Genomic DNA, 13,177 nt, shown 5'->3' on the forward strand with positions numbered 1-13,177 from the left:
TTGTGCTATTTTTTCACCGCACTTTCATTATTGGGTCATTACTGAATAACAGCACCTAATTCGTTTACGGTACGGCGTTTATGCCCTAAAAGTGCATTTACGTCATTGGCTTTCGGTTTGATTAGTACAAAACGTGCCACATAATCGTCCCAATTCGCCAAAATGCGTTCCCCTAAACTACTTCTGGTTAATTCAACGTGGCGGTAAATTAATCCGCGTAAATGCTCTTGATGTGTGGCAAGATCCACAATGCTTAGCCCTTCAACCAATTCTGGGTTAATACGATTGCTAAATTTTCCATCAATATCAAGCACATAAGCGAAACCGCCTGTCATACCCGCACCAAAATTGATGCCTGTTTTACCTAAAATGGTAATCACGCCGCCCGTCATATATTCGCAGCCATTATCACCAATTCCCTCGACCACCGCAGTTGCCCCTGAGTTTCGTACGGCGAAGCGTTCGCCCGCACGCCCTGACGCGAAGAGTTCCCCGCCCGTTGCACCGTATAAGCAAGTATTCCCCGCGATGGTGGCTTCTTCCGCTTTAAAGGCAACACCACTGTGTGGTTTGATCACGATGCGGCCACCAGCCATACCTTTCCCAACGTAGTCATTGGCATCACCTGTTAAGGTAAGGTTTACGCCACCTGCTAGCCACACGCCGAAGCTTTGCCCCGCTGTACCGTTGAGGTTGATGTTAAAGGTTTGTAATGGATTACCGCGGTTGCCGTAACGCTCAGCAATGAGTCCTGATAAGGTTGCACCGACAGAACGATCAAGGTTGCTGATGTCAAAGTCTAATTCAACGGATAAACCGCTTTCCAACGCACTTTGGCTTTGTGCCACAATGGCTTTGTTGAGCAAGCCTTGATCGAACGCTGGGTTAGCTTGCGTACAATAACGGCTACTTCCATCTGGCACTTTCGGCGAATAGAGCAATTTGCTGAGGTCTAAACCCCGTTGTTGAGCGGTTTTGCCTTCGATAATTTCTAATAACTCGGTGCGACCGATTAAGTCGGTGAGTTTGCTCACACCAAGTTGAGCCAAAATTTCACGCACATCTTGGGCGATAAATTTGAAGTAGTTCATCGCTTTTTCTGGAATGCCGTGATAATGCTTGTTGCGTAAAGTATCGTCTTGAGTGGCGATCCCTGTTGCACAGTTATTGAGATGGCAAATGCGTAAGTAACGGCAGCCCAGTGCGACCATCGGTGCTGTACCAAAGCCGAAACTTTCAGCCCCTAGAATTGCCGCTTTAACAATGTCCAAACCTGTTTTCAATCCACCGTCCACTTGTAAGCGAACTTTATGGCGGAGGTTATTTTCCACTAAGGCTTGTTGGGCTTCGGCTAGCCCTAGCTCCCAAGGTGAACCGCAATATTTCACGCTAGTTAATGGGCTTGCCCCTGTGCCGCCGTCATAACCCGCAATGGTGATGAGATCCGCATAGGCTTTTGCCACCCCTGTAGCAATCGTGCCAACGCCTGGTAAGGAAACCAATTTCACGGAAATTAAGGCTCTCGGGTTCACTTGTTTTAAGTCAAAAATGAGCTGAGCCAAATCTTCGATAGAATAAATATCGTGATGTGGCGGTGGTGAAATTAAGGTTGAACCTGGCACAGAATAACGCAACTGAGCGATATATGGGGTTACTTTATCCCCAGGGAGCTGACCGCCTTCACCCGGTTTTGCCCCTTGAGCCACTTTAATTTGAATGACTTCCGCACTCATTAAGTAAGCAGGGGTAACGCCAAAACGCCCAGAGGCAACTTGTTTGATTTTTGACACTTTTTCCGTGCCATAGCGTTTTGGATCTTCACCGCCCTCACCTGAGTTAGAATAGCCACCTAAACGGTTCATTGCCACTGCTAAGCCCTCGTGAGCCTCAGGGCTTAATGCCCCGATGGACATTGCGGCACTGTCGAAGCGTTTATAAAGCTGTTCGGCAGGCTCGACTTTTTCCACCTGAATGGCTTGGCATTGCTCGGTTTTTAGGCGAAGCATATCGCGAATGGTGGTGATTGGGCGTTGGTTTACCGTATCACGGAATTGACGATATTTTTCATAATCGCCAGAGTTCACCGCTGCTTGTAAGGTGTTCACCACATCTGGATTGTAGGCGTGGTATTCCCCTTGCGGTTTATATTTCAGCAAACCGCCCATTTCTAGATCTTGGCTAGCACGCCACGCCACTTTGCGACTGGCGGTTAAATGCTGTTCTAAATCAGCGAAGCTCGCCCCCTCAATGCGGTTGATGATCTTTGGAAAACAAAGTGCGGTGATTTCTGAGCTTAAACCGACCACTTCAAAGAGTCTGGCACAGCGGTAGGAAGAAACGCAGGAAATCCCCATTTTCGACATAATTTTGTACAAGCCTTTATTGATACCGTTGCGGAAATTTGATGCCACAACACGCATTGGCTTATTGATTTTGCCACTTTGTACCATTTGATACAGGGTTTCATAGGCAAGATAAGGATAAACCGCCGTTGCCCCCAAGCCGATGAGAACAGCAAAATGATGCGGATTACGGGCTTCTGCGGTTTCTACGATGATGTTGGTATCACAACGTAAGTTGGCTTCTACTAAGCAAGTTTGCAATGCCCCCACTGCCAACGCACTTGGGATTGGTTGTCTTTCACGGCTGATATTGCGATCCGAAAGCACCAATAAAACCGCTTGATTTTGCACCGCACTTTTCGCTTGCTCGCAAAGTTGTTCAATGGCTTGTTTGAGATTGCTCTCATTTGGGTCATAAGTCGCGTCTAAAATATGGTGTTTATAATGGTCTTCCGACAGGCGTAAAATCTGCTGCATATCAGAATAGACCAAAATTGGCGATTTAAAATTCACCCGATGCGACATTCCTTCCGCTTCAAAAAAGACGCTCATTTCACGCCCGATACTGGTCGCAAGGCTCATAACGTGGGCTTCACGCAGTGGGTCGATTGGCGGGTTGGTTACCTGAGCAAAATATTGACGGAAATAATCAAACAGCAGACGAGGGCGTTCGCTCAATACGGCAAATGGCGTGTCATCACCCATTGAACCCACTGGCTCTTGCCCATTTTCACCGAGTACGCGAATGACATTTTCCAACTCTTCTTGATTGTAAAGGAATTGTTTTTGATAGGATTTTAACGTGTCCGCGTCAAAGCTGGCTTCGCCCACTTCATCTTCAGGCAGTTGCTCAAACGGAATGAGGCGTTGCACGTTTTTATTCAGCCATTCGCGGTATGGGTGTCTGGCTCGCACTTCATTGTCAATTTCGTCAGAGTGCAGCACTTGCCCCTTTTTCGTATCAATAACCAGCAGCTGCCCTGGGCCTACACGCCCTTTTTCTACCACTTCATCTGGGGCATAATTCCAAATACCCACTTCAGAGGCAATGGTGATTAAGCGATCTTCAGTAATCACATAACGAGCTGGGCGGAGACCGTTGCGGTCAAGGTTACAAGCGGCATAACGCCCGTCAGAAAGCACGATCCCCGCAGGGCCGTCCCAAGGCTCCATATGCATTGAGTTGAAGTCATAAAAGGCACGCAGATCGTCGTCCATATCAGGGTTTTGCTGCCACGCAGGTGGCACAAGCAATCGCATCGCACGGAATAAATCCATACCGCCACAAACGAAAAGCTCAAGCATATTATCTAAAGAGCTGGAATCCGATCCCGTTTCATTCACGAAAGGGGCAGCGGTTTGCAAATCAGGGATTAATGGCGTGCGGTATTTATAGGCTCTCGCTCTTGCCCAAGCACGGTTACCCGAAATGGTGTTAATTTCTCCATTGTGAGCGAGATAGCGGAAGGGTTGAGCCAATTTCCAACGCGGTTGGGTATTGGTTGAAAAGCGTTGGTGGAATAAACAAATGGCAGTTTGCATTCTGAGATCCGCTAAATCCAAATAGAATTTAGGCAAATCTTTCGGCATACACAGCCCTTTATAAACAATGGTTTGGTTAGAAAAGCTACAAATATAAAAATCAGGGTGATCAATGCGTTTTTCGATACGGCGGCGGGCAATAAATAAACGGCGTTGTAAATCTTGCACTCGCCAGCCACTTGGGGCATTGACAAACACTTGCTTGATCGTTGGCATATCCGCCAACGCGATAGAACCGAGTACTGCAGGATTGGTCGGCACATCACGCCAAGCGGCAATGCCTAATGTTTCTTCGGTAAGTTCTTGATTGATAATCTCAATGTATTGCTGAGCGAGGGTTTCATCACGAGGTAGGAAAATTTGACCGACACCAAAAATTTTGGCAAGAGAGAAGTTATTTTCAGCGGCGATAGCACGGAAAAAACTTTCAGGCATTTGCAACGAAAGCCCACAGCCATCGCCTGTTTTGCCATCAGACAAAATCGCCCCCCGATGCTGCATTCGCGAAAGCCCTAAAATCCCGTTTCGCACCACTTTATGGCTCTGCACGCCATCAATATTGGCAATCAAGCCAAACCCACAGTTTTCTCGTTCAAATGAATGATCATAGAGTTTTGTCATAATCACTTCCTATAATTTGATGATAAATAGATGCTGTTTCTCTAATGAAAAACGAATAAATTTAGCGACAAAAATAAGCGTTATGTTGTGTGTTTGAAATTATTTTATGTGTTAGCAATTAAATACTATGAATACATAGCAGAGAAATGTCGCTTAGTTGATTATTAAATACAACATAGAAAAAAACAAGCTTAAATAGAAAAAATACTAAATAAATACACTTTAATAGTTTTTATTTAATTTTTATAGGAAAAAGATGAATAAAATATTATATTCCATACTGACAAATTAAGATTTTGATTTGCATTAATGTGCTTATTGTGGAGCTTGATATCCACTTAAAAGATCCGCCCAATTTTGTTCGACAAATAAGATATGCCGTTTTTGGGTTTCTTTTTGAAAAGAGCGGTGTAATCGTTCTAAATTTTTAATTTTCCAATGATGTCCTTTCTTTTCGGCACATTTATCGAAATCTAATAGCCAATATTTTTGTTGTGCTGTGCCGAAATGTTGTAGCAAAATATTATGGGCATTAAGATCTGTATGGCAAATTTGTAGATTATGTAGCTGACGAATAAGTTTGCCGATTTGTTGCCAATTTTCATTGGATAATGAATGTTGCTGTAGAAACTCAGTGAGATCCTGAGCATTTTCAATTTTTTCGGTTAGTAAATCAGCGGTATAGTATAGGCCCGTTTTGCTCTTGATTATTCTTGCTGCGATAGGTTTAGGTACAGGAAGTCCTGCTTGATGTAGTTGATTAAGCAGATGAAATTCAGCAAAACTACGGGATAACTCAAGTTTATTAAAGCAATAAGAGTCTCTATTAATTTTTCCTAGTAAACCACCACGGTAATAATGGCGAAGGGCAAGGTTTACGCCAAAAATATCTTCACCTTGTATAAACCAAGTAGTACCTCGTCCAAATGCTGAACCAATAATCCTTTTTTGTTGTTGCCAATATAAAGGATCAAAATATTTTTTGGGATCCGTAATAATGCTATCAAAATTGAAAATAAAATATTGATTTTGTTGTTGTAGTTCAAGCATATTGGCGAGATTTCTTATAAAATAAACTCATTGGAAGTATTCTACTGAAAATAAAAAAGAATGCTACATTAAGCAGAAAAAGTAAGGGAAATCTATGGCACTTTTTTCTACGCCCCCAAAATCCATTTGTATTTTACGCCTTTCCGCCATTGGTGATGTGTGCAATGCATTATCCGCCGTGCAACAAATTCAGCGTTATTGGAAAGACACCCAAATTACTTGGATTGTGGGCAAAACCGAAATGCAGTTATTGCAAAATGTGAATGGGATTCGCTTTATTCCTTATGACAAAAAAACCGGCTGGAAAGGCATTTTAGCTTTGTGGAAAACCTTGCGTGGCGAGCATTTTGATGTGCTATTAAATATGCAAACGGCCTTGCGTGCCTCAATGATTTCCTTAGGCATCAAAGCCACTTATAAAGTGGGTTTTAGCAAAAACCGTGCAAGAGAAGGGCAATGGTTATTTACCAATCGTAAAATTAATGAACCAACTAATCCGCACGTTTTGGCGGGATTTTGGGCATTCGTGGAATATTTAGGTTTGCCAGTGGAACCCCCCAAATGGGATTTAGCCATTGGCGAAAAAGAAATTTCCGCCGTTAGGCAATTTATTGATCCGACAAGAAAAAATCTGCTTATTTCCCCTTGCTCAAGCAAATCAGAAAAAGATTGGTTACCAGCAGGTTATGCGGAAATTGCTAATATTGCTCATCAACAAAATATTAATGTGATTTTATGTGGTTCATCTTCTGAACGAGAGCAAGCCATAATTCAAAAAATACTTAGTTTATGCGATTTCCAACCCGTGGACGCCAGTGGAAAAACCTCATTGCTAGAATTAGCCGCTTTAATTGGGCTCGTTGATTTAGTTCTGACACCAGATAGTGGCCCCGCTCATATCGCGACAGCACAAGGCACACCTGTGATCGGCTTATATGCTTACCATAACCCATTACGCACAGGGCCTTATAACAATCTGCCTGAAGTGGTTTCCGTTTATGAACAAAATGTACAGCAAGAATTTGGCAAACCTTCAAACGAGCTTCCTTGGGCAACAAAATTAAAAGGAAAAAATTTGATGGCACAAATCACCGTTGATTCTGTCATCGCAATGATGAAGCAGATCGGCTTTCTTAAATAAAGTTGTTAAAAAATAATCAGGCTTTCGCTATAATACCTTTACGCTTTTAAGTGAATGGACAGCAAAATAAAGTGCGGTGAAAAAATCTCTTATTTTTCACCGCACTTTATTCTTATGCTTAAATACACTTTTCTTTTTATCGTTAGGAAAAATAATGTTTAACAGAATTTTTGAATGGTTTGAAAGTCGGCTCAATGCCTATCCAGAACAAGCCCCCAAAACGCCAGAAAAAGGCTTAATTCGTTTTATTTGGTCGAATATGGAAGGAATGCGTGGCTGGATTTTGCTACTTGCGTTGCTCACAGTCGGCACAGGGGTGATGGAAGCCGTGTTGTTCCAGTTTATGGGAATTGTGGTGGATTGGCTTGGCAAGTACACGCCAGCCACCCTATGGCAAGAAAAAGGCCATTGGCTTTTGGCGATGGCAGCTTTGCTGGTGTTCAGCATATTTTGGTCGTTTACTGCGTCTGCGGTGCGTTTGCAAACCTTGCAAGGGGTGTTTCCAATGCGTTTGCGTTGGAATTTCCACCGCTTAATGCTGGGGCAAAGCCTGAGTTTTTATCAAAATGAATTTGCAGGACGCGTGTCGGCGAAAGTGATGCAAACCGCCCTTGCGGTGCGTGATACGGTGCTGACCATTGCGGATATTATGGTTTATGTGGTGGTGTATTTCATCACCTCAGGCATTGTGCTTGCTGCGTTAGATGCGTGGTTCTTGCTACCTTTTGCCTTGTGGATTGTGGCGTTTATCACGATTTTACGCATTATCATTCCCAAATTAGCCAAAACGGCAGAACGCCAAGCTGATGCGCGTTCTTTAATGACGGGGCGAATTACTGATTCTTACGCCAATATCGCCACCGTGAAATTATTTTCCCACGGTTCAAGAGAAGCCAGTTACGCCAAGCGTTCAATGGAAGAATTTATGGTTACCGTACACGCGCAAATGCGTTTAGCGACCTCTCTAGATACTATCACTTACGCCACGAACATTACCTTAACACTTAGCACGGCAATCCTAGGCATTGTGCTATGGAAGCAAGGCAGCGTTGGCGTGGGAGCGATTGCCACAGCCATTGCAATGGCATTGCGGGTGAATTTTATTTCTCGTTGGATTATGTGGGAATCCGCACGTTTATTTGAAAATATCGGCACGGTAAATGACGGAATGAACACGCTTACTAAACCCCATACTATTGTAGATAAACCGCAAGCCTTGCCATTAAAAGTAAGCAAAGGGGAAATTCGCTTCAATGATGTCAGTTTCTCTTACGATCCACAAAAACCATTGCTAAACCACTTTAATCTCACCATTAAACCGGCGGAAAAAGTGGGCTTGATCGGTCGTTCGGGGGCGGGGAAATCTACCATTGTAAATTTGCTCTTGCGTTTTTATGAAGCTAATCAGGGTGAGATCACTATTGATGGGCAGAATGTGTGTGATGTTACGCAAGAAAGTTTACGCAGCCAAATTGGCTTAGTGACACAAGATACCTCATTGCTACACCGTTCCGTGCGGGAAAACATTATTTACGGTCGCCCAACTGCCAGCGATGAAGAAATGATCTCCGCCGCACAGCGTGCTGAAGCATCAGAATTTATTCCTTATTTGAGTGATTCAGAAGGCCGAACAGGCTATGAGGCTCACGTTGGTGAGCGTGGCGTGAAGCTCTCTGGCGGACAACGCCAGCGTATCGCCATTGCCCGTGTAATGCTAAAAGATGCACCAATTCTGTTGTTAGATGAAGCCACCAGTGCGTTAGATTCTGAAGTGGAAGTGGCGATTCAAGAAAGCCTCGATAAAATGATGGAAGGCAAAACCGTGATTGCGATTGCCCACCGCCTTTCTACCATTGCCGCAATGGATCGCTTAATCGTATTGGATAAAGGCCATATTGTGGAACAAGGCACGCACAATGAATTGCTTGCTCAAAATGGACTTTACGCCAAACTCTGGCATCACCAAAGCGGTGGTTTTTTGAGTGAAGATGCGTAAATACGACTAACTTAAAATAATCATATATCACTAAGATTAATGGTTTAAGCCTCTATTTAAAAACAGAGGCTTTTCTTTTACACCATTTTCTTTAACTGATACAAATACGCCAAGGCTTGTTTTGGGGTCATTTCGTCTGGGTCAAGATTTTCGAGCATTTTTAGCACCGCACTTTGGTTTTCTTCCGCTTCCATTAAATGCAATTCCCCTTGCATTTGTTGGGCAGGCGGTGTGGTTAAGTGCGGTGTTTTTTGTGAGAGTTTTTCTAATTGGGTCAATTTTTGTTTTGCCAGCTTGATCACGGATTTTGGCACGCCCGCTAAGGCGGCGACTGCCAGCCCGTAACTTTTGCTCGCTGCCCCCTCTTGCACGGCGTGCATAAAGGCGATGGTGTCGTTGTGTTCCACCGCGTCAAGATGTACGTTGGCAACACCTGAAAGCTGCTCTGGTAGCACGGTGAGTTCAAAATAATGGGTGGCAAATAAGGTGAGCGAACGCACTTTCTGAGCGAGCCATTCCGCACAAGCCCAAGCGAGGGAAAGCCCGTCATAAGTGGACGTGCCGCGTCCAATTTCGTCAATCAGCACTAAACTGTGGTCGGTGGCTTGGTGCAAAATATTTGCCATTTCGGTCATTTCTACCATAAATGTCGAGCGTCCTGATGCCAAATCATCGGAAGCACCGATACGGGTGAAAATGCGATCCACAGGGCCAATAATAGCCTGTTCTGCTGGCACGAATGATCCCATATACGCCATTAGCGTGATCAACGCCGTTTGACGCATATAGGTGCTTTTTCCCCCCATATTCGGGCCCGTAATAATCAATAAGTGCCGTTCAGGGTTGAGGTGAACGGGGTTGGCAATAAACGGTGTTTTTGTCACCTGTTCCACGACGGGGTGGCGACCGTTTTCGATGTTTAGCCCGACCTGATCGCTAAATTGCGGAGCGACATAATTGAGGCTATCGGCACGCTCTGCCAAATTGGTGAGGACATCTAGCTCCGACAAAGCAAGGCTAGCAAGCTGCAACGCCCCTAAGTGCGGTAATAATTCATCGAAGATTTCATCATACAGTTGCTTTTCTAACGCAAGAGCCGCCCCTTTCGCTTTCAGTACTTTGTCTTCATAGGTTTTTAATTCGGGAATGATGTAACGCTCTGCATTTTTGAGCGTTTGGCGGCGAACATAATGAATCGGGGCTTTATGTGCCTGCCCTTGCGGAATTTGTAAATAATAACCGTGGACGGCATTAAAGCCGATTTTCAGGCTGTCGATGCCCGTTTTTTCCCGCTCACGTTGCTCCAACTCTTCCAAATAACGGGTCGCCCCATCAGAAAGCGAACGCCATTCATCAAGCTCTGCATTGAACCCCGTGGCAATCACACCGCCATCACGAATTAAAAGGGGTGGGTTGTCGATAATCGCTCGTTGCAGCAAATCTAACTGCGGGGAAAAATCCGCTAGCTGGTTTGAAAGTGCGGTCAGTTCTGACGAGGTTTTTTGCGTTAGATAATGTTGAATGGCAGGGATTTGCTCCAATGCTGTGCGTAACCGAGTAAGATCGCGAGGGCGTGCCGAACGCAACGCAACACGCGCCAAAATGCGTTCCATATCGCCCACTTGTTGTAACAGCGGTTGCAATTCTGCAACGAGATCTTGTTGCAAAATTTGCTGAATGCTTTGTTGGCGTTGGGTTAATTTTTTGCGATCGCGGATCGGCTGGTGAATCCAGCGTTTCAGCAAGCGACTACCCATCGGCGTAACACAACGATCAAGCACGGCGGCGAGGGTGTGTTCCGTTCCGCCCGCGAGATTTTGGGTTAGCTCAAGATTGCGGCGGGTGGCTGCATCTAATTGAATATTATCGCTATTTTGCAATAAGCTAATGCTTTGAATGTGAGGCAAGGCGGTACGCTGGGTTTCCCGTGCATATTGCAATAAACAGCCCGCCGCACAAAGCCCGATAATGGCTTTTTCAACCCCAAAGCCTCGTAAATCCTGTGTGCCAAATTGGCGATTAAGTTGCTCAATGGCAGTTTTGAGTTCAAATTCCCAAATCGGGCGGCGGCGTAGCCCTTTCGCATTTTCGATCAAATAGCGATCTTCAAAATCTTCACAATACAGCAATTCCGCAGGCTGAATGCGTTGTAACTCCGCTTGTAGGCTTTCTTTCGTGTTGAGTTCACTGATTTGAAAACGCCCTGAGGTCATATCCAACGTGGCTAAGCCGAATTTTTCCTTTTCTTGGTAAACTGCGGCGATGAGGTTATCTTGACGCTCTGGCAACAAGGCTTCATCGCTGATCGTCCCAGGCGTAACAATACGGACAATTTGGCGTTCAACAGGGCCTTTCGCAGTCGTAGGATCGCCCACTTGCTCACAGATTGCCACACTTTCCCCAAGTTGAACCAGCTTAGCTAAATACCCCTCTACAGCGTGGTAAGGCACACCCGCCATAGGAATTAATTGCCCCGCTGATTTCCCCCTCTTGGTTAATGAAATATCGAGCAATTTAGCCGCTTTCTTTGCATCATCATAAAATAATTCATAAAAATCCCCCATTCGATAGAACAAAAGTGTTTCTGGATTTTCAGCTTTTAATTTCAGATATTGCTGCATCATTGGCGTATGCTGGTTATTTTTATCATCTAAACCCATTAGATACCTAACTTTTTTATGTTCATTCTTAATGTTGCGTATTTTAGGGGGTATAAGGTGTAATTGCTAGAGGAAAGAGGGAAAAGAGGAAAATGGAGCAATATCTTTCTTTTTATTGCCCCTCATTAAGTTTATCTAGCAGTAATTCTTGTTCCAGCTTGCCCTTTAATCGCTTCTAGTGCTAAATGTAAATCTGCAATAATGCCTATACCTTGTCTACGATGGGAAAGATAACGGATAATTGCATCAACTTTAGGTTGCATTGAGCCTTTATCAAATTTATAGTTTGAAAGTTCCTCGATAGTGATGTGATCGAGTTTCTGTTGGTTTTCTTTTCCCCAGTTTAAATAAATTCCATCACCATCAGTAAGAATTATAAAATAATCTGCTTGAATTTGTTGGGCTAATAGAGCCGCTGTTGAATCTTTATCAATAACGCAGTCTATATTTGTTAATGAGCCTTCTTGTTTTGTTACTGGAATGCCTCCACCACCGCAACAAATAACAAGATAACCATTTTGTAATGCAAGTTCTATAGCTTGATGTTCTATGATTGACATTGGTTGGGGGGATGCTACAACGCGACGATAATATTGCCCATCTTGTTTGAGTTTCCAACCATATTTACTCGCTAATTTGTTTCCTTCTTGATGTGAATAAACAGCACCAATAAATTTTGTTGGTTCTAAAAATGCAAAATCATTTTGTTTTACTTCAACATGAGTAAGAAAAGATAGAATAGGTTCACTAACAATTTTACGCAATTCTTGAGTTAAAACTGTTGCAATCATTCCTTGTGTTTGAGCAACTAAATTATTTAATGGGAAATTTGATTCTTCTTGGAAAGATTCATTTTGTAGAGATAGTAAGCCTACTTGAGGACCATTACCATGTACAATAGCAATTTGGTATTTTTGTGCTAATTTTCCAATGACTCTCGCTGCTATTTTTATATTGTCTAGCTGATTTTTATAAGAAATATTCTGCCCTCGTTTTAATAGGGCATTCCCGCCTAAGGCGATAACAATTTTAGGTTTCATTTTTCCTCCTTCTATGTTTAACTACGATTTTTCTTTTAATTTATTTAATAACATAATAATATACTTATATTTAATGCAAATTCCAGAGAAAAAATATGAACCATAAAGACAAAAATTTTGAATTAAATTGTACATATAAAGTTATTAGTGTTTTCGAACAAGTGGTTAATTTGAAAAAAGGTAATAAAATTTATGCCATAATGAATCAAAAAATAAAGCCCGCACCTTATAGTTTAATATTAGAGAATGAATTATTCTTATCTATAAAAAATAATATTTCTAACACGCTTTTTATTCCTTATTTTTCTGTAGAAGAATTTGATTGTACGCTATTTCCTCAAAATAACCTATTAACAGCAAAAAACATCTCAACTTTTTTAGAGGAAATTATAAGACCTCAAGATATGTTTGAAGTTGTTTTTCAACAAAGAAGAAAAACTGCAAAACTCAAAGAAATGTTGGGATTAGGGCGAGGACTTACGCCCAGTGGAGATGATTATATTGTTGGCTATATGGCAGCATATTATGCTGAAAATAAAGGAGTTTTTAAGCCATTTGAAGAAATAGCAATCTTAGCTAAATATTGTACAAATGAGATTAGTGCAAATTATATTGAAAATGCTAGCCGTAGATTATTTAAACAGGAGATTTTAGACTTAATGAGAGAAATAGAAAATAGAGAGTATATTAATAATATGATGAGTTTTGGTTCCTCTTCCGGTATTGATCTATTATATGGTATTTTTGATTATATTAATAACAGAGATCTTTTTCATAAAATATAA

At 42.7% G+C, this 13,177-nt stretch carries 7 protein-coding genes; 3 read left to right on the top strand and 4 right to left on the bottom strand.

Annotated features, from left to right (window positions below; genetic code table 11):
* Nucleotides 1-38: 38 nt before the first annotated feature.
* Together gltB and HBL79_RS11685 are read right to left on the bottom strand one after the other, a co-directional pair.
* Nucleotides 39-4,505, bottom strand: coding sequence for a glutamate synthase large subunit (gene gltB / locus HBL79_RS11680; RefSeq protein WP_035687852.1), 4,467 nt, complete (start codon nucleotides 4,503-4,505; stop codon nucleotides 39-41).
* A 315-nt stretch (nucleotides 4,506-4,820) separates the two neighbouring features.
* Nucleotides 4,821-5,555: a 3-deoxy-D-manno-octulosonic acid kinase gene (locus tag HBL79_RS11685; RefSeq protein WP_035687856.1), complete on the bottom strand. Its 735-nt coding sequence runs from the start codon at nucleotides 5,553-5,555 to the stop codon at nucleotides 4,821-4,823.
* A 94-nt stretch (nucleotides 5,556-5,649) separates the two neighbouring features.
* Here HBL79_RS11685 and HBL79_RS11690 point away from each other — a divergent pair, with 94 nt between their 5' ends.
* Both HBL79_RS11690 and HBL79_RS11695 read left to right on the top strand, forming a co-directional pair.
* The gene (locus HBL79_RS11690) at nucleotides 5,650-6,696 is read left to right on the top strand and encodes a glycosyltransferase family 9 protein (protein WP_035687858.1); all 1,047 of its coding nucleotides are present in this window, start codon (nucleotides 5,650-5,652) and stop codon (nucleotides 6,694-6,696) included.
* 154 nt (nucleotides 6,697-6,850) lie between these two features.
* Nucleotides 6,851-8,692: an ABC transporter ATP-binding protein gene (locus tag HBL79_RS11695; RefSeq protein ID WP_046097242.1), complete on the top strand. Its 1,842-nt coding sequence runs from the start codon at nucleotides 6,851-6,853 to the stop codon at nucleotides 8,690-8,692.
* A gap of 77 nt (nucleotides 8,693-8,769) precedes the next feature.
* On the opposite strand, the gene mutS is transcribed toward HBL79_RS11695, so the two are convergent.
* A complete protein-coding gene (gene mutS / locus HBL79_RS11700; RefSeq protein WP_035687865.1) occupies nucleotides 8,770-11,352 on the bottom strand; it encodes a DNA mismatch repair protein MutS in 2,583 nt (860 codons plus the stop codon).
* A 131-nt stretch (nucleotides 11,353-11,483) separates the two neighbouring features.
* Nucleotides 11,484-12,392, bottom strand: a complete 909-nt coding sequence (locus tag HBL79_RS11705) for a carbamate kinase (protein ID WP_035687867.1) — start codon at nucleotides 12,390-12,392, stop codon at nucleotides 11,484-11,486.
* A 95-nt stretch (nucleotides 12,393-12,487) separates the two neighbouring features.
* Here HBL79_RS11705 and HBL79_RS11710 point away from each other — a divergent pair, with 95 nt between their 5' ends.
* Entirely contained in the window at nucleotides 12,488-13,177 is a 690-nt protein-coding gene (locus HBL79_RS11710; RefSeq protein ID WP_035687869.1) for an oxamate carbamoyltransferase subunit AllH family protein, read from the top strand.

The sequence above is a fragment of the Avibacterium paragallinarum genome, assembly GCF_011765605.1.
Lineage (GTDB): Bacteria > Pseudomonadota > Gammaproteobacteria > Enterobacterales > Pasteurellaceae > Avibacterium > Avibacterium paragallinarum.